The organism is Streptomyces sp. NPDC058375 (assembly GCF_042723425.1).
GTDB lineage: Bacteria > Actinomycetota > Actinomycetes > Streptomycetales > Streptomycetaceae > Streptomyces > Streptomyces durocortorensis.
Genome location: NZ_JBHXJG010000119.1, coordinates 1 through 21,693 on the forward strand (window position 1 = coordinate 1; position 21,693 = coordinate 21,693).

Sequence of the window (21,693 nt, forward strand, 5' to 3'; positions counted from 1 at the left end):
CCCGCACCTTCACGGTGCGGGCCCCGGTCAGCGAGGTACGCGTCCGGCAATTAGGCCGGGACGATGTTCTCCGCCTGCGGGCCCTTCTGGCCCTGCGTGACGTCGAAGGAGACCTTCTGGCCCTCCTGGAGCTCACGGAAGCCCGAGGTGGCGATGTTGGAGTAGTGGGCGAAGACGTCGGCGCCGCCGCCGTCCTGCTCGATGAAGCCGAAGCCCTTTTCCGAGTTGAACCACTTCACGGTTCCAGTAGCCATGTCATTCTCCTAAAAGAGGTGCAGTGCCGGAAATCCGCACTTTACGGATTCCAAGTCGCCGCATTGAGCCCCATCCGGAGAAAGCCGGAAAACAATAAAGCGCCTGAGGAAGCATTCCCGTCAGGCGCACATAAAGTTCATGGGTACCAAAACTGCAACGGGAAACACCCTAGCACGTCCTCTCCTCCGGCGGTGGATCACGCCGCGCCGCCGCAGAAGAAACATGGCTGACCAGAGGGCGTACGGGAGAGGGACGGCAGGCGGACGGCAGGTGCCTCAGAGCCGCTCGACGATGGTGACGTTGGCCTGTCCGCCGCCCTCGCACATCGTCTGGAGCCCGTAGCGGCCGCCGGTGCGTTCGAGTTCGTGCAGCAGGGTCGTCATCAGCCGGGCGCCGGTTGCCCCGAGCGGGTGACCCAGGGCGATGGCCCCGCCGTTGACGTTGACCCGCTCGGGGTCCGCACCGGTCTCTTTCAGCCAGGCGAGGACGACCGGGGCGAACGCCTCGTTGATCTCGACGAGGTCGATGGCATCGATGGTGAGGCCGGTCTTCTTCAGGGCGTACGCGGTGGCCGGAATCGGGGCCGAGAGCATCCGGATGGGGTCCTCGCCCCGTACGGACAGGTGGTGGATGCGGGCCCGGGGGGTGAGGCCGTGTTCGGCGACGGCCCGTTCCGAGGCGATGAGCAGGGCGGCGGCCCCGTCGGAGACCTGGGAGGAGCAGGCGGCGGTGATGGTGCCGCCCTCGACGACGGGGCGCAGTCCGGCCATTTTCTCCAGGGTGGTGTCGCGGCGCGGCCCCTCGTCGGCGGTGACGTCGTCCCCGTACGCGACGGTCTCGCGGTCGAAGCGGCCCTCGTCGGCGGCGCGGACGGCCCGCCGGTGGGAGGTGAGGGCGAACTCCTCCATGTCCTGGCGGCTGATGCCCCACTTCTCGGCGATGAGCTGGGCGCCGTGGAACTGGTTGACGGGGGCGTCGCCGTAGCGGGCCCGCCAGCCCTCGCTGCCCGCGTACGGCCCCTGGGTGAGGCCGAGGGGTTCGGCGGCCTGGCGGGAGGCGAAGGCGATGGGGATCTGGGTCATGTTCTGGGTGCCGCCCGCGACGACGAGGTCCTGGGTGCCGGAGAGGACGCCCTGGGCCGCGAAGTGGAGGGCCTGCTGGGAGGAGCCGCACTGCCGGTCGATGGTGACGCCGGGGACCTCCTCGGGCAGTCCGGCGGCGAGCCACGACGTACGGGCGATGTCGCCGGCCTGCGGTCCGACCGTGTCCAGGCAGCCGAAGACGACGTCCTCGACGGCCGCCGGGTCGACGCCGGAGCGGGCGACCAGCTCCCGCAGCACGTGCGCGCCGAGGTCGGCGGGGTGGACGGCCCCGAGGCCGCCCTGGCGCCGCCCGACAGGGGTGCGCACCGCTTCGACGATGTAGGCCTCGGTCATGGCTGCTGCTCCTCGGGTCAAGGGTGGCGTACGGCTACCTGCGCAGGGCGATGCCGTCCAGCACCATCGAGAGGTACTGGCGGGCGATCTCCTCGGGGCTGTGGTGTCCGCCGGGCCGGTACCAGGAGGCGGCGACCCAGACGGTGTCGCGGACGAAGCGGTAGGTGAGGCGGATGTCGAGGTCGTCGCGGAAGACGCCTTCGGCGACGCCGCGTTCCAGGGTGCCGAGCCAGGCCTTCTCGAACTTGGTCTGCGAGTCGGCGAGGTAGCCGAAGCGGGGCTGGGTGGCGAGGTGCTTGGACTCCTTCTGGTAGATCGCGACGGCGGGGCGGTGCCGGTCGATCTCCCGGAAGGACTCGGTGACCAGGGCCTCGATGGTCTCGCGCGGGCCGAGCCCGGCGGCCAGGACCTCGTCGTAGCCCTGCCAGAGCTCGTCGAGGAAGGTGGAGAGGATCTCGTCGACCATCGATTCCTTGGAATCGAAGTGGTAGTAGAGGCTGCCCGCGAGCATCCCGGCCTCGTCCGCGATGCGGCGCACGGTGGTGGCGTTGTATCCCTGGGCGGCGAAGACCTCGGCGGCGGTGGCGAGCAGTTCACGGCGTCGCTCGGGCGTGGGGGTCACCTGGGGCTTCTTCTTGGTAGGCACTCGGCCATTGTCCGCCCGCGGCCTGTGTGTTCCCGCATGGCGGTCACGCGTGCTGGCTGCTGACGGGGACGACCTCGCCGGTCATGTACGAGGAGTAGCCGCTGGCGAGGAAGACGATGACGTTGGCGACCTCCCAGGGTTCGGCGTACCGGCCGAAGGCCTCCTTCTCGGTGAGTTCGGCCAGCAGTTCGGCGGAGGTGACCTTGGCGAGGTGGGGGTGCATGGCGAGGCTGGGGGCGACGGCGTTGACGCGTACGCCGTAGTCGGCGGCCTCGACGGCGGCGCAGCGGGTGAGGGCCATGACGCCGGCCTTGGCGGCGGCGTAGTGGGCCTGGCCGCGCTGGGCGCGCCAGCCGACGACGGAGGCGTTGTTGACGATCACTCCGCCTCGCCCGGCGGCCTTGAGGGAGCGCAGGGCGGCGCGGGTGCAGCGGAAGGTGCCGTTCAGGGTGACGTCGAGGATCTTCGTCCACTGGTCGTCGGTCATCTCGGTGAGTTCGGCGGTGCCGCCGAGGCCCGCGTTGTTGAAGACGACGTCCAGGCCGCCGTGGACGCGTTCGGCGTGGGCGAAGAGGGCCGCCACCTGCTCCTCGTCGGTGACGTCGCAGGTCAGGTGGGTGACGCGGTCGGGTCCGAACTCCTCGGCGAGGGCGTGGGCGCTCTCCTTCAGCCGGCGGGCGTGGGCGTCGCCGATGAGGACACGCGCCCCCTCCTCCAGGAAGCGGCGGGCGGTCGCTGCGCCGATCCCGGCTCCGGCGGCGGCGGTGACGACGGCGGCGCGGCCGGCCAGCAGCCCGTGGCCCGGCAGGTACGGCGGTGCGCTCGCGCTCATGGCCCGTTCCCCCGGCTTCTCGGCTTCTCGACGGCGTAGGGGTCGTACGTTAACCTACCAAACACTTGTTAGGGGGGGCCGAGGAGTGGCTGCCGAGGATCGCGTCGGGTACGGCGGTGGTGTCGCTGGCCCTGGAGGGGTACGGGCCGTACGCCCTGGACGCGGACACTGCGGACGCGGTGTTCACGGTGACGGGCGACGAACTGCGGCTCGCACCGGGGCCCGGGGAGCTGTCGGCGTCGGCGGACCCGGCGCGCCGGCTGTTCCGCCCGGAGCCGGGCGGCGTCCCGGTCGCCAAGGGCCCGGCGATACGGGCGGCGGCACGGGCGGCGGGCGACACGGCCACCTTCGCCACGGCGACACGGCCACCTTCGCCACGGCGGCCCTGGCGCTGGGCTGCGGGGAGGAGCTGCTGCGGGTGACGGTGGCGTACGTGAAGCAGCGCACCCAGTTCGGGGTGCCCGTCGGCTCCTTCCAGGCGGTCAAGCACCGCCTCGCGGACACCCTGCTCGGCCTGGAGTTCGCGCGCCCGCTGCTGTTCGGGGCGGCGGTGGAGTTGGCCGAGGCACCCCCTGAGGCCGGAGAGCCGCCGGGCACGGGGGCGGGAACGGCTGGAGGGCCGACCGGGGCCGGGGCTGGGGCTGGGGCTGGGGCTGGGGCCACTGCTGGACTGGAGACGGCCGGAGGGCGGCCCAGTGCGGGGGCGGGAACGGCCCGGGGGCGGTCCCGGGCCGGCGGTCGCGGCGGCGAAGGTGGCGGCGGGCGAGGCGGGGTACGCGGCGGCCCGCACCGCGCTCCAGGCACACGGCGCGATCGGCTACACCGAGGAACTGGACCTCGCGTGGTGGCTGCGCCGGGCCCGGCCGCTGCGGGACGCCGTCCGTCTGCCGGGCCCGGGTGCTGGCGGGGTGAACGCCCTCGGACCGAGGACGCCCCGCCCGGCCGGGGGCGTCACTTCCGGCGTACGGTCCGCAGCGGCTGCCCCGGCCGCCAGGACTGGACGACCAGGAAGTCGCCGTCAAGACCAATGCGGACCACCTCGGTCAGCTCCGCGCGGAAGAGGTGGAAGGGCTCCGGCGGGATGGCCTCCTCGATGAAGCGGGCGATCACCTCCGGGTCGGTGATCTCCACGGCCCGGCCGCTGACGCGGACGTCGCCGTCGTTCATCTCGGCGTCGGGGCCGGGGTTGGCGTGGAACGCGAAGCGCGGGTCGCGCCGCAGGTCCAGGGCTTTGCGGGAGTCCGGCATCATGCCGAGCAGCAGCTCACCGAAGCGGAAGTCGGCCTCCAGGCCGGTGACCCGGGGCGAACCGTCCTTCCGCAGGGTGGCCAGGACGTGGTGCTTGTAGAGCCGGAAGCGGCTGCGGACGGTGTCGGCGAACTCGGGCTCGGCGGCGGCGAAGCCGCCCCAGGAAACGGGTGAAACGGGTGAGGAAGACATCATGGGCGCCATCGAACACCGGATACCCGACACCTTCTGTCCGATATCCCCAGGTGTTCTCGGACACTCACACGTCCGAGAAGGTGATCAGCACCGCCTGGCCCATCGTCCGCAGCACCCCCGGCGACTCCCCCGCCGCCAGCACCGCGTCGTAGCGGTCCAGCCGCACGGCATCCGCGCCGCCCGCCAGCTCCGCGCCGTCGTCCAGGGAGACGGCCAGCACCGCGCCGCCCTCCGGCGGGAGCAGGCGGACCGTGCCGCAGACGACGGCGGTCTCCGCCCGCGTACGGGCCCTGCGGTGCATGACGTTGAGGTTGACGACGGGTCCGGCCAGCAGGAAGCCCTCGGTGGGCAGGTCGCCGGGGAAGCCGTGCGGCCACAGCGGCTCGTCGACGATGTGGTGCTCGCCGCCGACGACGAGGTCCATGCCCGCGCCCTCGACCACGGTGAGGATGCGGTCCACGCCCGGGAAGGCGGAGAAGGGGCCGTCGGCGGTGACGTCCGCGAGGCTCACCCGCCAGTCGAAGGCGTCCGTCCCCGCGCCCTCGGGGTCCGCCGCGATCTCCCGCACGGTCCCGCCGCCGTTCTTCCAGGGGACGGGCGTGCGGTCGGCGGCGCGCAGGATCCGTACCGTCACCGGACGATCCCCTGCTCCCGGGCGGCGGCCAGCCAGAGCGGGAATTCGGCGACGAGCCGGTCGTACAGCTCGGAGTCCGGGACCTGCCGGGGGTCGAGGCCCGCGTGGAAGTACCCGGCGTTGTCGACGGGCCGCTTGGCGGGGACGGCCAGCTCGTCGAGCTTGCGCAGGAAGTCGAACTGGCTGCTGCGGGTGTTGCCGAAACCGACGAACTGCCAGAACAGGGGCAGCTTCGCGGCCTTGCAGAGGTAGCGCTCGGCGGCGAGCTTGTTGATCGGCCCGCCGTCCGTCTGGAAGACGACCAGGGCGGGCGCGGTGGAGCCGCTGTCGAGGTAGTGGTCGATGACGGCGTCCATCGCCAGGTGGTAGCTGGTCTTCCCCATGTGCCCGAGGCCCCCCGCGATCTTCTCGATCCGGCCGTGGTGGTTGTCGAGGGCGATGTCGGTGACCGCGTCGACGTCGGTGGAGAAGAAGACGACGGGGACCGTGCCGTCGTCGTCGAGGTGGGACGAGAGGCCCAGCACCCGGTCGGCCAGCGCCTGGACGCTGCCGTCCTTGTAGTAGGGCTTCATCGAGCCGGAGTAGTCGATGACGAGGTAGACGGCCGCGCGGTGACCGCCCAGGCCGTGCTTCTCCAGCGAGACCCCGGCGCTCTTGTAGAGGCTGACCAGGGCCGGAGCCGACTCCTGCACCTTGGTCAGACTGATGGCCGGGCCTGCGCCCACCGTGTTCACGCCGTGCATGACGGCTCCCCCCGCTCTGCGTTCCGCGTTCTGCGGAGTTCGAGCGTAGGCCACGGCCGGGCCCCCGGGCACGCGGCCCTCCCCCGCCCGTCCGCCGGCGTGGCCGCCGCCCCCGGGGAAAACGGCCCCGGACGCGCCACGGCGCCCGCTGAGTCCGGTCGGGGACAGGCAGGCGCCGCGTTCAGTTCCGTACGCCGTTGTACGGGACGTATCAAGGGGGTGCCCCCGGGCCTCGTGGCCCAGGGGGAACCCGGGTGGTGCTCAGACCAGCAGGGACCGGTCCGTCGGGCGGATCGGCGCGTGCAGGGCGCTGGTCCCGGTCAGGAAGCGGTCCACTCCGCGGGCGGCGGAGCGGCCCTCGGCGATCGCCCAGACGATCAGCGACTGACCGCGTCCCGCGTCGCCGGCGACGAAGACGCCGTCGACGTTGGTCGCGTAGCTCTCGTCGCGGGCGACGTTGCCGCGCTGGTCGAGCTCCAGGCCGAACTGCTGGACCAGACCGTTGGACTGGTCGGTTCCGGTGAAGCCCATGGCGAGGGTGACGAGCTGAGCGGGGATGCGCCGCTCCGTGCCGGGCTTCTGCTCCAGCTTACCGTCCTTGAACTCGACCTCGACCAGGTGGAGGGCGGCCACGTGTCCGTCCTCGTCGCCCTCGAAGTGGGTGGTGGAGACGGAGTAGACCCGCTCGCCGCCCTCCTCGTGCGCGGAGGTGACCTTGTAGAGCATCGGGAAGGTCGGCCAGGGCTGGCCCGGGTTCCGCTCCTCGCCCGGCTTCGGCATGATCTCCAGCTGGGTGACGGAGGCCGCGCCCTGGCGGTGGGCGGTGCCGACGCAGTCGGCGCCGGTGTCGCCGCCGCCGATGACGACGACGTCCTTGCCGCCAGCGTGGATCGGGGCGACCGTCAGGTCACCCTCCTGCACCTTGTTGGCGAGCGGCAGGTACTCCATCGCGAAGTGGATGCCGCCCAGCTCACGGCCGGGGACGGGCAGGTCGCGGGAGACGGTGGCGCCGGCCGCGATGACGACCGCGTCGTAGCGGCGGCGGAGCTTGGCGGCGTCGATGTCCTGGCCGATCTCCACCCCCGTACGGAACTTGGTGCCTTCCAGGCGCATCTGCTCGATGCGGCGGTTGATGTGCGACTTCTCCATCTTGAACTCGGGGATGCCGTACCGGAGGAGGCCACCGATGCGGTCCGCGCGCTCGTAGACGACGACGGTGTGGCCGGCCCGGGTCAGCTGCTGGGCGGCGGCGAGTCCCGCCGGGCCCGAGCCGATGACCGCGACGGTCTTGCCGGAGAGGCGCTCGGGCGGCTGCGGGGTGACGTCGCCGCTCTCCCACGCCTTGTCGATGATGGAGACCTCGACGTTCTTGATGGTGACGGCCGGCTGGTTGATGCCGAGCACGCACGCCGACTCGCAGGGGGCCGGGCACAGCCGCCCGGTGAACTCCGGGAAGTTGTTCGTGGCGTGCAGCCGCTCGGAGGCGGCGGTCCAGTCCTCGCGGTAGGCGTAGTCGTTCCACTCGGGGATGAGGTTTCCGAGCGGACAGCCGTTGTGGCAGAACGGGATGCCGCAGTCCATGCAGCGGCCGGCCTGCTTGCTGATGATCGGGAGCAGCGAGCCCGGAACGTAGACCTCGTTCCAGTCCTTGACGCGCTCGGCCACGGGGCGGGTCTGGGCGACCTCGCGTCCGGTGGTCAGGAAGCCCTTGGGGTCAGCCATGGGTCGCCGCCTCCATCATCTTCTCGGTGGTCTCCTGCTCGGAGAGACCGGCGAGCTCAGCGGCGTCCTTGGCGGCGAGCACTGCCTTGTACGTGGACGGGATGATCTTGCTGAAGCGGGTCACGGCGGTGTCCCACTCGGCGAGGAGCTTCTCGGCGACGGTGGAGCCGGTCTCCTCCTGGTGGCGGCGCACAACGTCGTGCAGCCACTGCCTGTCGGTGTCGTCCAGCTCCTCGACCGCGCCGAGGTTGCCGACGTTGACGTTGTCGCGGTTCAGGTCGATGACGTACGCGACGCCGCCCGACATGCCGGCGGCGAAGTTGCGGCCGGTCTCGCCGAGAACGACGGCCTGGCCGCCGGTCATGTACTCGCAGCCGTGGTCGCCGACGCCTTCGGAGACGACGAGCGCGCCGGAGTTGCGGACGCAGAAGCGTTCGCCGGTGCGGCCGCGCAGGAAGATCTCGCCGCCGGTCGCTCCGTAGCCGATGGTGTTGCCGGCGATGGTGGAGAACTCGGCGAGGTGGTCGGCGCCCCGGTCCGGGCGGACGATCACGCGGCCGCCGGAGAGGCCCTTGCCGACGTAGTCGTTGGCGTCGCCCTCCAGGCGCAGGGTGATGCCGCGCGGCACGAACGCGCCGAAGGACTGGCCGGCCGAGCCGGTGAAGGTGATGTCGATGGTGTCCTCGGGCAGGCCCGCACCGCCGAACTTCTTGGTCACCTCGTGGCCGAGCATCGTGCCGACGGTCCGGTTGATGTTGCGGATCGCGACCTGGGCGCGGACCGGCCGGGCGGCCTCGGGGCTTATCGCGCCCAGCGCGTCGGCGGCCAGCTTGATGAGCTGGTTGTCGAGCGCCTTCGTCAGACCGTGGTCCTGCTCGATGATCCGGTGGCGGACCGCGCCCTCGGGCAGCTCGGGCACGTGGAAGAGCGGAGCCAGGTCCAGGCCCTGCGCCTTCCAGTGGGTGACGGCCCGGTCGGTGTCGAGGAGCTCGGCGTGGCCGACGGCCTCCTCGATGGAGCGGAAGCCCAGCTCGGCGAGGATCTCGCGGACCTCTTCGGCGATGAACTCGAAGAAGTTGACGATGTACTCGGCCTTGCCGGAGAACCGGTCGCGGAGCACCGGGTTCTGGGTGGCGATGCCGACCGGGCAGGTGTCCAGGTGGCAGACGCGCATCATGACGCAGCCGGAGACGACGAGCGGCGCGGTCGCGAAACCGAACTCCTCGGCGCCCAGCAGCGCGGCGATGACGACGTCGCGGCCGGTCTTGAGCTGGCCGTCCGTCTGCACGACGATGCGGTCGCGCAGGCCGTTGAGCAGCAGGGTCTGCTGGGTCTCGGCAAGACCGAGCTCCCAGGGGCCGCCCGCGTGCTTGAGCGAGGTGAGCGGGGAGGCGCCCGTTCCGCCGTCGTGGCCGGAGATCAGGACGACGTCCGCGTGCGCCTTGGACACACCGGCGGCGACCGTGCCGACGCCGACCTCGGAGACCAGCTTCACGTGGATCCGCGCCTGCGGGTTCGCGTTCTTCAGGTCGTGGATCAGCTGGGCGAGGTCTTCGATGGAGTAGATGTCGTGGTGCGGCGGCGGCGAGATGAGGCCGACGCCGGGCGTCGAGTGACGCGTCTTGGCGACCCACGGGTAGACCTTGTGGCCGGGCAGCTGGCCGCCCTCGCCGGGCTTGGCCCCCTGGGCCATCTTGATCTGGATGTCGTCCGCGTTGACCAGGTATTCGCTGGTCACACCGAAGCGGCCGGAGGCGACCTGCTTGATGGAGGAGCGGCGCTCCGGGTCGTACAGGCGGTCCGGGTCCTCGCCGCCCTCGCCGGTGTTGGACTTGCCGCCGAGCTGGTTCATCGCGATGGCGAGCGTCTCGTGCGCCTCGCGGGAGATCGAGCCGTACGACATGGCGCCGGTGGAGAACCGCTTGACGATCTCGGACGCGGGCTCGACCTCGTCGATGGAGATCGGCTCGCGGCCGGATTCGAAGCCGAAGAGGCCGCGGAGCGTCATGAGGCGCTCGGACTGCTCGTTCACCCGGTCCGTGTACTGCTTGAAGATGTCGTAGCGCCGGTTGCGGGTGGCGTGCTGGAGGCGGAAGACCGTCTCCGGGTCGAACAGGTGCGGTTCGCCCTCGCGCCGCCACTGGTACTCGCCGCCGATCTCCAGCGCGCGGTGGGATGCCGCGATGCCGGAGGCGGGGTACGCCTTGGTGTGCCGGGCGGCGACCTCCTTGGCGACGACGTCCAGGCCGGCGCCGCCGATCTTGGTGGCGGTGCCGTTGAAGTACGTCGAGACGAAGGCCTCGTCCAGGCCGACGGCCTCGAAGACCTGGGCGCCGCGGTAGGAGGCGACGGTGGAGATGCCCATCTTGGACATGACCTTCAGGACACCCTTGCCGAGGGCGTAGATCAGGTTCCGGATGGCCTGCTCGGCCTCGATGTTCTCGATGAAGGTGCCGGCGCGGACCAGGTCCTCGACGGACTCCATGGCGAGGTACGGGTTGACCGCGGCGGCGCCGTAGCCGATGAGCAGCGCGACGTGGTGGACCTCGCGGACGTCCCCGGCCTCGACCAGCAGGCCCACCTGGGTGCGCTGCTTGGTGCGGATGAGGTGGTGGTGGACGGCGGAGGTGAGCAGCAGCGAGGGGATCGGGGCGTGCTCGGCGTCGGAGTGCCGGTCGGAGAGGACGATGAGGCGCGCGCCGTCCTCGATGGCGGCGTCGACCTCGGTACAGATCTCCTCAAGACGGGCGGCGAGCGCGTCGCCGCCGCCGCTCACCCGGTAGAGACCGGCCAGCGTGGCGGCCTTCATGCCCGGCATGTCGCCGTCGGCGTTGATGTGTATCAGCTTGGCGAGCTCGTCGTTGTCGATCACCGGGAAGGGCAGCGTGACGCTGCGGGCCGCGGCGGCGGTCGGCTCCAGGATGTTGCCCTGGGGGCCGAGCGAGGAGCGCAGCGAGGTGACGAGCTCCTCGCGGATGGCGTCCAGCGGCGGGTTGGTGACCTGGGCGAAGAGCTGGGTGAAGTAGTCGAAGAGCAGCCGGGGGCGCTCGGAGAGCGCGGCGATCGGCGAGTCGGTGCCCATGGAGCCGAGCGGTTCGCCTGCGGTACGGGCCATCGGCGCGAGGATGACGCGCAGCTCTTCCTCGGTGTAGCCGAAGGTCTGCTGGCGGCGGGTGACCGAGGCGTGGGTGTGCACGATGTGCTCACGCTCGGGCAGGTCGCTCAGCTCGATCTCGCCGGTCTCCAGCCACTCCTGGTAGGGCTGCTCGGCGGCGAGGGACGCCTTGATCTCGTCGTCCTCGATGATGCGGTGCTCGGCGGTGTCGACGAGGAACATCCGGCCGGGCTGGAGGCGGCCCTTGCGGACGACCTTCGCGGGGTCGATGTCGAGGACGCCGACCTCGGAGGAGAGGACGACGAGGCCGTCGTCGGTGACCCAGTAGCGGCCGGGGCGCAGACCGTTGCGGTCGAGGACCGCGCCGACCTGCACGCCGTCGGTGAAGGTGACGCAGGCCGGGCCGTCCCAGGGCTCCATCATCGCGGAGTGGTACTGGTAGAACGCACGCCGGGCCGGGTCCATCGAGTCGTGGTTCTCCCACGCCTCGGGGACCATCATCAGCACGGCGTGCGGCAGCGAGCGGCCGCCGAGGTGGAGCAGCTCCAGGACCTCGTCGAAGGAGGCCGAGTCGGAGGCGTCCGGGGTGCAGACGGGGAAGATCCGGTCGAGCTGCGCCTGGCCGAAGAGGCTGGAGGCGAGCTGGGACTCGCGGGCCTTCATCCAGTTGCGGTTGCCCTTGACCGTGTTGATCTCGCCGTTGTGCGCGACGAAGCGGTACGGGTGGGCCAGCGGCCAGCTCGGGAAGGTGTTGGTGGAGAAGCGGGAGTGGACCAGTGCGACCGTGGAGGCGAAGCGGCGGTCGGAGAGGTCCGGGAAGAACGGCTCCAGCTGCCCGGTGGTGAGCATGCCCTTGTAGACGATGGTGCGGGCGGAGAGCGAGGGGAAGTACACCCCGGCCTCACGCTCGGCACGCTTGCGCAGGACGAACGCCTTGCGGTCCAGGACGATGCCGGCGCTCTCGCCGTCGGCGACGAAGACCTGGCGGAAGGTGGGCATGGTGGCGCGGGCGCCGTTGCCGAGAAGTGCGGGGGTGACCGGGACGTCGCGCCAGCCGAGGACCTTCAGGCCCTCCTGGGTCGCGATCTTCTCGATCGTGCGGACGGCCTCGGTGGAGTCGTCGGCGGGGAGGAAGGCGATGCCCACGGCATACGAGCCGGCCTCGGGAAGCTCAAAAGGGGTCTCGGCGCGCAGGAAGGCGTCCGGGACCTGGCAGAGAATGCCGGCGCCGTCGCCGGAGTCGGGCTCGGAGCCGGTGGCGCCGCGGTGTTCGAGGTTGCGCAGTACGGTCAGCGCCTGCTCGACCAGCTCATGGCTGGCCACACCGGTCAGAGTGGCCACGAACCCGACGCCACAGGCGTCGTGCTCGTTACGGGGGTCGTACATCCCCTGCTGGGCGGGGCGACCGTCCATGGGCGACCAGGCGTCGATACGCATCGGCTCTCCCGTCGTCGTCGTGGCATTTGCGGTGCCGAGGGACGACGTTGGCCCTCTGCGAAATTTCGTGCAGGTTACATGATGGGGCGCTTCTCAAGAAGCGGAAGACTTGTTCCAACATGCGGACACCGTGGTGACCGGAAGTGACTGGGTGACCAGAGGTGACCGGCTGACCAGAAGGTGGGTCGCTGTCGGAACGATCGGCGCCCGGGGAGTCGCAGAGAGCAGGCGTCGTTGCCTGCGGTGCTTACGGCTCTTGCCCGGTGGTCGGGGAAACGAAACCACCGAGTAACGGCTACTTATGTGTAGCGCTGCATAGCGTCTCATTTTACGACTGTGGAGCCCGTCACGCCCAGTGGGCGGCGCCAAGACGTACGTCACACGGGTTGCCGGAGCGTTGCACCGTTCGGGCGGCCCGGTTACGCCGTTTCACCGGGCCGCCCCCGGCGTCACCCGACGGCGACGCCGAACAGGGTGCCGAGTCCGTACGTCATCGCGGCCGCCGCACCACCGAGGGCGAGCTGGCGCAGTCCGCTGAACCACCAGCTGCGGGCCGTCACCCGGGCCACGACCGCGCCGCAGGCGAAGAGGCCGATGAGCGCGAGCAGCACGGCGGGCCAGAGGGCGCTCGCGCCGAGGAGGTAGGGCAGGACGGGCAGCAGGGCGCCCAGCGCGAACGCGCCGAACGACGAGACCGCGGCCACCAGCGGCGAGGGCAGGTCGCCGGGGTCGATGCCCAGCTCCTCGCGGGCGTGGATCTCCAGCGCCTGCTCCGGGTCGCGCGACAGCTGCCGGGCGACCTCGCGGGCCAGCGGGGCGTCCACGCCGCGGGACTCGTAGAGCGCGGCCAGCTCGGCCATCTCGTCGTTGGGGTGCTTACGCAGCTCGCGGCGCTCGACATCGAGCTCGGCCTCGACCAGCTCGCGCTGCGAGGCGACGGAGGTGTACTCGCCCGCCGCCATGGAGAACGCCCCGGCGGCCAGACCCGCGAGCCCGGTGATCACTATGGTCTGCTGGGAGACCGCGCCGCCGGCGACGCCGGTCATCAGGGCGAGGTTGGAGACCAGGCCGTCCATCGCGCCGAAGACGGCGGGGCGCAGCCAGCCGCCGTTGACATCCCGGTGGGTGTGGTTGTCCCGGTGCGCCTCGTGCAGGACGGCGTCGGTCTCGATGATGGCCACGACCAGCTTCTCCCCAGTTGAGTACAACTTTCGACAAAGTCCAATGTACGCCGTCCGAGAAGCCGCCGCCAGGAAGGCAAGACTGCCCTACAACCCCTCTGACCTGCGAAGAAGGGCAGCCTCAGCTATCCCGGCCGTCATCCGACCGGCCCCTTTCCCGGCTTTTTCCGCCTCCCCCGGCCCTCCGCGTGGCACAGATGCGGACAGGGCCCGGAAACGGACTCGCCGGACGAGCGGAAGGGCGACGCGATGAACACGGCCGTCGGCAATGACCGGGCCAGGGGTGCGCTGCTGGGGCTGGCGGTCGGGGACGCGCTCGGCGCCCCGGCGGAGAACCTGCGACCCTCCGAGATCCGCCGCCGCTGGGGGCGGATCGAGGGGTTCGTGAGCGACGACCCGGCGGGCACCGACGACACGGAGTACGCGATCTTCTCCGGGCTGCTGCTGGCCCGGCACGGCTCCGCGCTCGACGTCACCCATGTGGAGCGGGCCTGGCACCACTGGATCGCCGATCTGGACGAGGGCCCGTTCCGGGGGGCCGGGTTCAGTGAGCGCGGCACCCTGGAGAACCTGCGCCGGGGCCTGGCCGCACCGATCTCGGCCCAGCACCGGCACGCCTGGAGCGACGGGCTCGCGATGCGGGCGGCGCCCTTCGGGGTGTTCGCGGCGGGCCGCCCGTCCGAGGCGGCCCGGCTGGTGGCGGTGGACGGCCGGGTCAGCCACGAGGGCGAGGGGATCTACGGGGGCCAGGCGGTGGCGGCCGGGGTCGCTGCGGCCATGGTCGGCTCGGGCCTCGCCTCGGTGATCGCGGCCGCGCTCTCGGTGGTCCCGATGGACTCCTGGACGGCCCGCTCGCTGCGCCGGGCGGTGGCGGCGGCCCAGCGGCCCTACCCCGACCGGCTCACGATGGAGCGGGCGGTGCGCTCGGCGGTGGTGATCGCCGGCTACCCGTGGACGGACCTCGCGCCGGAGGCGGTGGGCCTGGCGTTCGGGGCGTTCACGGCGGCGCGCGGGGATTTCCGTACGGCGGTGCTCACGGCCGTCAACATGGGCCGCGACGCGGATACGACGGCGGCGGTGGCGGGGGCCCTGGCCGGAGCGCTGAACGGCCAGAGCGCCATCCCGCCGGACTGGGCGGGCGCGATCGGCCCGGTCCGGGGCAGCTGCCTGCCCTCGATGCGCGGCTACCACGTGCTGGACATCGCGGAGCTGCTGACCCCGGAGGACGCGGCCGTCCCGGCAGGGGCGGCCGGGCGGGAGCGGGGCGGCGGTCGCGAGCCTTCGGCGGTACGGGACATGGCGTCGGTGGCGGCCTCCTTCGAGCCCGTACGGGAGGAGGGCCGATGACGGCGACGGGCGGAGCGCCCGGGGGCGGCCGGGCGGCGACGGCCGCGGGAGGACCCGCCATGACGACCCCGGCCGAAACCCCCGCACGCGGCCCGGCGGCGACGGCCGCACACGACACGGCCGCCACCGGAGGCCCCGCCCCCTCCCGCCGCGCCCGGATCGAGGGGCTGCTGCTCGGGCTGGCCGCCGGGGACGCCGCCGGGTGGCCCGCCGCGCGGCACCGGGCGGCCCGGATGCCCGAGTGGACGCGGCGGCTCACCCGCGAGCTGGACACCTTCGCCGAGCAGAACGCCACCACCACGCTCCCCGTGCCCATCGCCCTCAACCAGCCGCCCGAGCCGCTGCGGCTCGGGCCGTCCGACGACGCCGAGTGGGCCGCGTTCGCCGCCCGTACGGTGCTGGCGGCGGCCGACGACGCGGTGGGCCTGGCCCCCGGCCGCCGGATGCGGGACGCGGTCGACCGGGCCTGGAACGCGCTCGCCGCCACCGTCGCCGCCGCCAGCGCCCGGGCCCCCGAGGTCGAGGCGGCCGTCCTCCCGCTGCGGGCCCGCATCTCGGTACGGGCCGGGCTCGGCAACCTGGCCGCCGGGCTCCGGCCGCCCGCCACCGGGCACGACAACCCGCACTACTTCGACGACGCCGCCTGCGTCCGGGCGGCCGTGCTCGCCGTGGTCCACCCGGGCGATCCGGTGGAGGCGGCGGCGCTCGCGGAGTTCGACGCCCGCTACACCCAGGACGGCGACGGCGTGCACGGCGCCCGGGCCGTGGCCGCCGCGATCGCCGTGGCGCTGGCCGGGGCGGACGTCGACACCGTGGTGAACGCCGCCCTCGACCGGCTCCCCGAGGGCACCGAGATCGCCCGCAACGCCGTACACGCGGTCCGCCTGGCCCGGGAGTTCGCCGACGAGCCGGCCGGGGCGTTCGCCCTGGTCCCGGTCCTGGAGCACCAGATCGTCGACCACGTCTACAGCTACGGGATCGCGGCGGCCGAGACCGTCCCCGTCGCGCTCGCCCTGACCACCGCCGCCCGGGGCGAGATCGCCCAGGCGATCCCGGCCGCCGCCTGCCTCTCCCGGGTCGCGGACTCCGCGCCCGCCCTGGCCGGGGCGCTGACCGGGGCGATCGGCTCGATCACCGCCGTACCGGCGGGCTGGCGCGAGGCCTGCCGGACCCTCGCGGGCTGCGCGCTGCCCCGGCTCGCGGGCACGGACCTGATCGAACTCGCCGGGCTGCTGGCAGCCACGGAACCGGCCCTCCTGGGTGGACAATTCCGGCATGACGCCCACAACGGCCACAGCTCCCGCCGCCTCGACGCCGCAGACCTCCCCCACCACGCCCGGACTCGATGACCGCATCACCCGGGCCCTCGTAGGAGCCGCCGTCGGTGACGCGCTCGGCGGCCCGGTCGAGGGCTGGACCCCCGAGCAGATCGCCGAGCGCCACGGCGGCCGGGTGACCGGGATCGTCGGCCCCTGGTACGGCGAGGACTGGCGTACCGCGCGCCCGATCGCCCCGTACCACAAGGGCGACGGGCACGTCACCGACGACACCTTGATGACCCACGCGCTGATCCGCGTCTACGAGAAGGTCCGCGACCACCTCGACGCGTACGCCGTCGCCGACCATCTCGTACCGGATCTGCTGTCGCCCCGCTGGATCCCGGAGCTGGAGGCCGAGGCGCTCCCCCTGCAGCGGATCTTCCTGGCGGAGAAGTGGATCGTGGCCCGGCTGCACTACGGGCACGTGGACCCGCGCGAGGCCGGGGCGGGCAACATCGTCAACTGCGGGGCGGCGATGTACATGGCCCCGGTCGGCCTGGTCAACGCCGGCTGCCCGGAGGCCGCGTACGCCGAGGCGCTGGAGGTCGCGGCACCGCATCAGTCCTCGTACGGGCGGGAGGCCGCCGGGGTCTTCGCGGCCGCCGTTGCCGCCGCCTGCCGCCCGGGGGCCACTCCCGACGCGGTGGTCGACGCCGCGCTCGCCCTGGCGAAGGACGGAACCCGGTCCGCGATCGAGGCGGTCTGCGAAGTGGCCGCACACCACGACGACTTCGCGTCCGCGCTCGCCCCGCTGCGGGCGGCGGTGGAGCCCTTCGACACCGTGGGCCCCGACTACCGCTCCCCCGCGCTCGGCGCCCGCCGCCCCTCCCGGCTGCACGCCATCGAGGAACTGCCCGTCGCCCTGGGGATGTTGCTGGTCGGGGGCGGCGACTACCGGCGTACGGTGCTGGGTTCGGTGAACTACGGCCGCGACTGCGACTCCATCGCCACGATGAGCGGGGCGATCGTGGGCGCGCTGGGCGGCGAGGTGCCCGCCGACTGGGCGACCACGGTCGCGGAGGCGAGCCGACTGGATCTGCACGCCCCGGCCCGGGTGCTGACCCAGGTGGCCCGGGAGGTCTTCGCCCGGGACCTGGAGCGGCGCGCGGCCCACGAGGAGGCGTTCACCGCGCTGGCCGGTGAGCGGTGAGCGTCCGCCCGGCGCGGGAGCTGCCGGAAGACCCGCGCCTCCACCCGCCGCAGGCCCCGGGCGCCCGCACCGGCCGGGCGCAGCCCCAAGCCCCGTGTGCCCGCCGGGCCCGGCCTGAGGACCCGCACCTGCGCCTCACCTGGGTGCAGCCCGAGGACCTGGTCGGGCACGAGCTGCGGCAGGCCGCGCAGGACGGGCGGGACGCGCGGGAGATCGCGGAGCGGTGGTACGCGGCCGGGGGCTCGCCGGCTCCGGACCGCGCGGGCGCCTCCGAACCGCCCGCACCGCCCAGGCTGCGGGCGCTCGCCGGGCAACTCCTCGACGAGCTGGCCCTGTTGAAGTCGCCGTTGGCCGCCGATGAGCCGACCGGCCTGGACGCGATCGTGGCCGCCTGCCCGCACTGGCCGGGGCCGCCCGAGGCCGTGCTCGCCGTCGACCGCACCCGCCTGCACGCCGCCTGGCTCGGCCGGGCGGCCGGCTGTCTGCTCGGCAAGCCGGTCGAGAAACTGCCGCTGACCGGCATCCGCGCGCTCGCCCGCGCCACCGGCAACTGGCCCCTCACCACCTGGTTCACCGAACACGGCGTGCCCGCCGACCTGCTCGCCGCCCACCCCTGGAACCGCCGCTCGGCCCCCACCTCCCTCGCCGAGAACATCGACGGGATGCCGGAGGACGACGACCTCAACTACCCGCTGCTCACCCTGCTGTTGCTCCAGCGGCACGGGCGCTTTTTCACCACCGCCGACCTGGCCCGGCTCTGGCTCGACGAACTCCCGGCCGGACGCACCTTCACCGCCGAGCGCATCGCGTACGGCAACCTCCTGGCCGGCGTCGAGCCCCCGGAGACCGCGCGCCGCCGCAACCCGTTCCGGGAGTGGATCGGCGCGCAGATCCGGGCCGACGTGCACGGCTGGACGCACCCCGGCGACCCGGCCGGAGCCGCCGCCCAGGCCCACCGCGACGCGGTCCTCACCCACACCGGCAACGGGGTCTACGGCGCGATGTTCACCGCCGCCGCGCTCGCCGTGGCGGCCGGGGGCGAGAGCGATGTGCACGGCTCCCTGGCGGCCGGGCTGCGCGTCGTGCCGCCGCACTCGCGGTATGCCCGCGCGATCCGCCTCGGCATCGAAACCGCCCGTACGGAACGGGACTTCGACACCGTCGTGGACCGGCTGCACGCCGCGTACGCGGACACCCACCACTGGGTGCACGTCCTGCCCAACGCCGCGCTGCTCGCCGCCGCCCTCACCCACGCCGACGGCGACTTCACCCGGTCGATCGGCTGCGCGGTCTCCGGCGGCTGGGACACCGACTCCAACGGAGCCACCGCCGGATCGCTCGCCGGGCTGCTGGCGGGCGGGCCGGACGCCCTGCCCGCGCACTGGACGGCTCCGCTGAAGAACCGGCTCGCCACCTCCGTACCCGGCTTCGACCAGGTCGGCTTCGACACCCTCGCCGCACTGACCCACCAGGAGGCTCTGCGCCCATGACCCGCATCGCGGTGCTCGGCAGCACCAATATGGACCTCGTCGCCTACACGGCCCGCGCCCCGGGGCTCGGCGAGACCGTCACCGGACGGGAGTTCCGGACGATCCCCGGCGGCAAGGGCGCCAACCAGGCCGTCGCCGCCGCCCGCGCGGGCGGGGAGGTGGCGATGATCGGCGCGGTCGGCGACGACGCGTACGGGACACAGCTGCGCGACGGCCTCGAACACGCCGGCGTGGACACCGACCTCCTGCACACCGCCGAGGGCCCCAGCGGCACCGCGCACATCGTCGTCGACGACACCGGCTCGAACGCGATCGTGGTGGTCCCGGGGGCGAACGGCGTCGTGACCGCGCTCGGCCCCGGTGAGATCGCGGCGATCGCCGCGTCCGAGATCCTCCTCATGCAGCTCGAACTCCCCCTGTCCGCCGTCGTCGAGGGCGCCCGCGCGGCCCGGGCGCAGGGCGTGCGGACCATCCTCACCCCCGCCCCCGTGCAGCCCCTGCCCGACGAACTCCTCGACCACATCGACCTGTTGGTCCCCAACGAGCACGAAGCCGCCGAGCTGTCCGGGCAGGCCGATCCGCACGCCGCCGCCCAGATCCTGCTGCGCCGGGTGCCCGAGGTCGTCGTCACGCTCGGTGCGAAGGGCTGCCTGTACGCGGCCCGGGGCGGCGAGCCGGTGCTCTTCGAGGCCCCTTCGGTGATCGCCGTCGACACGACCGGGGCCGGGGACACCTTCGTCGGGGCACTGGCCGTGGCGCTCGGCGAGGGGCGGCCGGTCGCCGCAGCCGTGGCGTTCGCCTCCTCGGCCGCCGCGCTCTGCGTCCAGAAACCCGGCGCGTCCACGTCCATGCCGTACCGCAGCGAGATCGAGGCCTCATGAGCACCACCGCAGCAGGACCCCTGGCCGGGCTGAAGGTCATCGACCTCGCCACCCTCTTCGCCGGACCGCTCGCGGCCACCATGCTCGGGGACTTCGGCGCCGACGTGATCAAGGTCGAGCACCCCCGCAAGCCGGACCCTTCGCGCGGGCACGGGCCCGCCAAGGACGGGGTCGGCCTGTGGTGGAAGCTGCTCGGCCGCAACAAGCGCACCCTGACGCTGGACTTGTCCGCGCCCGGCGGCCGGGACGTGCTGCTGCGCCTGGCCGCCGAGACCGATGTGATCGTCGAGAACTTCCGGCCGGGGACGCTGGAGCGCTGGGGGCTCGGCCCCGAGGAGCTGCACGCGGTGAACCCGCGTCTCGTCCTGGCCCGGGTCACCGGCTTCGGCCAGTTCGGGCCGTACGCGCACCGCCCCGGGTTCGGCACGCTGGCCGAGGCGATGAGCGGGTTCGCGGCGATCACCGGGGAGCCGGACGGGCCGCCGACGCTGCCGCCGTTCGGGCTCGCCGACTCCATCGCGGCGCTGGCCACGGCGTACGCGGTGATGGCGGCGCTCGCCGGGCGGGAGAAGACGGGCGAGGGGCAGGTGGTGGACCTGGCGATCATCGAGCCGATCCTCACCGTGCTGGGCCCGCAGCCACTCTGGTACGACCAGCTCGGCTACGTCCAGCCGCGCACCGGCAACCGCTCCCGCAACAACGCCCCGCGCAACACCTACCGCACCGCCGACGGCCACTGGGTCGCGGTCTCCACCTCCGCCCAGTCCGTCGCGGAGCGGGTGATGCGCCTGGTGGGCCGCCCGGAGCTGATCGAGGAGCCGTGGTTCGCGGCCGGGACCACCCGGGCCGACCACACCGAGGAGCTGGACGATGCGGTCGGCCACTGGATCTCCCGGCACAGCCGCGAGGAGGTGCTCAACGGCTTCGAGAAGGCGGAGGCGGCCGTCGCGCCGATCCATGACGTACGGGAGGTGATGGAGGATCCGCAGTACCGGGCGCTGGGCACCATCGCCGAGGTCGACGACCCGGAGCTGGGGCCGCTGCGGATGCAGAACGTCCTCTTCCGGCTCTCGGAGACGCCCGGCGGGATCCGGTGGGCGGGCCGCCCGCACGGCGCGGACACCGAGGAGATCCTGGCCGGGCTCGGGCTCTCGGAGACCCGGATCGCGGCGCTGCGGGACCAGGGGGCGCTGTGACGGGCCGTGCGCTGCCGGTCCCGCCGCTGCCGGAGGACCCGCGGGACGCCCCCGGCCGGCCGCCGCTGACCTGGCTGTACGTGCCCGGGGACCGGCCGGAGGTGGTGGCCAAGGCGCTGGGCTCGGGGGCGGACGTGGTGATCGTCGACCTGGAGGACGCCGTCGCCCCGGACCGCAAGGAGTACGCGCGCTCCGCCACCGCCGAACTTCTCGGCGACCAGGTGACCGCCGCCCCGGACGCGGTGCCGGTCCATGTCCGGGTGCACGGCGAGGACGACATCCGGGCGCTGGCGGGACTGCCGGGTCTGGCCGCGTTCCGGCTGCCGAAGATCACCCATGCGGTCTCGGTGCACCATGTGGCGGCCGTGGCCCCGGGCGTACCGCTGTATCCGCTGCTGGAGTCGGCGCTCGCGATCGAGCACGCGTACTCGATCGCCTCGGCCCACCACGCCGTACGGGGCATCGCCCTGGGCGAGGCGGACCTGCGGGCCGATCTGGGCGTACGGGAGGACGCCGGGCTCGACTGGCCGCGCAGCCGGGTCGTGGTGGCGGCCCGGGCGGCCGCCCTTCCGCCGCCGGTCCAGTCGGTGTTCCCGGACGTCCGGGACCTGGACGGGCTGTGGGCCTCGTGCCGGCGGGGGCGGGCGCTCGGGCTGCTGGGCCGGGCGGCGATCCATCCGCGCCAGCTGGAGGTGATCGAGCGGGCGTACCGGCCGACCGCCGAGGAGATCGAGGCGGCCGAGCAGATCGTCGCGGCCTCGGCGGTGGAGGCGGGGGCGCTGGCGCTGCCGGACGGGAGGTTCGTGGACGCGGCGGTGGTGGCGTCCGCCCGCCGCACGATCGCGCTCGCCGGGCGGGCCTGAGAC

The 21,693-nt window shown here is 73.0% G+C and carries 17 protein-coding genes and 1 pseudogene; 8 read left to right on the plus strand and 10 right to left on the minus strand.

Annotation, left to right across the window (positions count from 1 at the left end; all coding sequences use genetic code 11):
• Positions 1-50: 50 nt before the first annotated feature.
• The 4 genes from ACFWM7_RS19920 to ACFWM7_RS19935 all read right to left on the minus strand — a co-directional run bounded on the left by ACFWM7_RS19920 (position 51) and on the right by ACFWM7_RS19935 (position 3,169).
• Positions 51-254, minus strand: a complete 204-nt coding sequence (locus ACFWM7_RS19920) for a cold-shock protein (protein WP_003969786.1) — start codon at positions 252-254, stop codon at positions 51-53.
• Between the two features lie 276 nt (positions 255-530).
• Complete coding sequence (locus tag ACFWM7_RS19925; protein WP_383262461.1) at positions 531-1,691, minus strand: acetyl-CoA C-acetyltransferase; 1,161 nt, start codon at positions 1,689-1,691, stop codon at positions 531-533.
• A gap of 34 nt (positions 1,692-1,725) precedes the next feature.
• Positions 1,726-2,337 carry a TetR/AcrR family transcriptional regulator gene (locus ACFWM7_RS19930; protein WP_383262462.1) on the minus strand — a complete coding sequence of 204 codons (612 nt, stop codon included), beginning with the start codon at positions 2,335-2,337 and terminating at the stop codon, positions 1,726-1,728.
• 43 nt (positions 2,338-2,380) lie between these two features.
• Positions 2,381-3,169, minus strand: a complete 789-nt coding sequence (locus ACFWM7_RS19935; protein ID WP_383262463.1) for an SDR family oxidoreductase — start codon at positions 3,167-3,169, stop codon at positions 2,381-2,383.
• A 65-nt stretch (positions 3,170-3,234) separates the two neighbouring features.
• Here ACFWM7_RS19935 and ACFWM7_RS19940 point away from each other — a divergent pair.
• A pseudogene (locus tag ACFWM7_RS19940) lies at positions 3,235-4,081 on the plus strand (acyl-CoA dehydrogenase family protein); the annotation flags it as partial.
• Positions 4,082-4,120: 39 nt separating this feature from the next.
• Here the strand turns inward: ACFWM7_RS19940 and ACFWM7_RS19945 are convergent.
• The 6 genes from ACFWM7_RS19945 to ACFWM7_RS19970 form a co-directional block, all read right to left on the minus strand.
• Complete coding sequence (locus ACFWM7_RS19945; protein WP_383262464.1) at positions 4,121-4,621, minus strand: pyridoxamine 5'-phosphate oxidase family protein; 501 nt, start codon at positions 4,619-4,621, stop codon at positions 4,121-4,123.
• Positions 4,622-4,676: 55 nt separating this feature from the next.
• A complete protein-coding gene (locus ACFWM7_RS19950) occupies positions 4,677-5,246 on the minus strand; it encodes a HutD family protein (RefSeq protein WP_383262465.1) in 570 nt (189 codons plus the stop codon).
• Positions 5,243-5,989: a vWA domain-containing protein gene (locus tag ACFWM7_RS19955; RefSeq protein ID WP_383262466.1), complete on the minus strand. Its 747-nt coding sequence runs from the start codon at positions 5,987-5,989 to the stop codon at positions 5,243-5,245. Before ACFWM7_RS19955 ends, ACFWM7_RS19950 begins: the two co-directional genes overlap by 4 nt.
• A 261-nt stretch (positions 5,990-6,250) precedes the next feature.
• On the minus strand, positions 6,251-7,711 hold the full coding sequence (locus ACFWM7_RS19960; RefSeq protein ID WP_383262467.1) for a glutamate synthase subunit beta: 1,461 nt from the start codon (positions 7,709-7,711) through the stop codon (positions 6,251-6,253).
• Positions 7,704-12,263, minus strand: coding sequence for a glutamate synthase large subunit (gltB, locus tag ACFWM7_RS19965; RefSeq protein ID WP_383262468.1), 4,560 nt, complete (start codon positions 12,261-12,263; stop codon positions 7,704-7,706). Before gltB ends, ACFWM7_RS19960 begins: the two co-directional genes overlap by 8 nt.
• A gap of 449 nt (positions 12,264-12,712) precedes the next feature.
• Complete coding sequence (locus ACFWM7_RS19970; protein WP_383262470.1) at positions 12,713-13,444, minus strand: VIT1/CCC1 transporter family protein; 732 nt, start codon at positions 13,442-13,444, stop codon at positions 12,713-12,715.
• Between the two features lie 249 nt (positions 13,445-13,693).
• On the opposite strand from ACFWM7_RS19970, the gene ACFWM7_RS19975 reads away from it, so the two are divergent.
• The 7 genes from ACFWM7_RS19975 to ACFWM7_RS20005 all read left to right on the plus strand — a co-directional run bounded on the left by ACFWM7_RS19975 (position 13,694) and on the right by ACFWM7_RS20005 (position 21,690).
• Positions 13,694-14,791, plus strand: a complete 1,098-nt coding sequence (locus ACFWM7_RS19975; protein WP_383262472.1) for an ADP-ribosylglycohydrolase family protein — start codon at positions 13,694-13,696, stop codon at positions 14,789-14,791.
• 59 nt (positions 14,792-14,850) lie between these two features.
• Positions 14,851-16,140: an ADP-ribosylglycohydrolase family protein gene (locus ACFWM7_RS19980; protein WP_383262474.1), complete on the plus strand. Its 1,290-nt coding sequence runs from the start codon at positions 14,851-14,853 to the stop codon at positions 16,138-16,140.
• Positions 16,067-17,260 carry an ADP-ribosylglycohydrolase family protein gene (locus ACFWM7_RS19985; protein WP_383262477.1) on the plus strand — a complete coding sequence of 398 codons (1,194 nt, stop codon included), beginning with the start codon at positions 16,067-16,069 and terminating at the stop codon, positions 17,258-17,260. The genes ACFWM7_RS19980 and ACFWM7_RS19985 overlap by 74 nt, the downstream gene beginning before the upstream one ends.
• Positions 17,261-17,388: 128 nt before the next feature.
• Positions 17,389-18,750 (plus strand): ADP-ribosylglycohydrolase family protein, encoded by a 1,362-nt coding sequence (locus ACFWM7_RS19990; protein WP_383262482.1) that lies wholly within the window; start codon positions 17,389-17,391, stop codon positions 18,748-18,750.
• The gene (gene rbsK, locus ACFWM7_RS19995) at positions 18,747-19,631 is read left to right on the plus strand and encodes a ribokinase (protein ID WP_383262478.1); all 885 of its coding nucleotides are present in this window, start codon (positions 18,747-18,749) and stop codon (positions 19,629-19,631) included. Before ACFWM7_RS19990 ends, rbsK begins: the two co-directional genes overlap by 4 nt.
• Positions 19,628-20,827 (plus strand): CaiB/BaiF CoA transferase family protein, encoded by a 1,200-nt coding sequence (locus ACFWM7_RS20000; RefSeq protein WP_383262479.1) that lies wholly within the window; start codon positions 19,628-19,630, stop codon positions 20,825-20,827. The genes rbsK and ACFWM7_RS20000 overlap by 4 nt, the downstream gene beginning before the upstream one ends.
• A complete protein-coding gene (locus tag ACFWM7_RS20005; protein WP_383262480.1) occupies positions 20,824-21,690 on the plus strand; it encodes an HpcH/HpaI aldolase/citrate lyase family protein in 867 nt (288 codons plus the stop codon). Before ACFWM7_RS20000 ends, ACFWM7_RS20005 begins: the two co-directional genes overlap by 4 nt.
• The last annotated feature ends 3 nt before the right edge of the window (positions 21,691-21,693 follow it).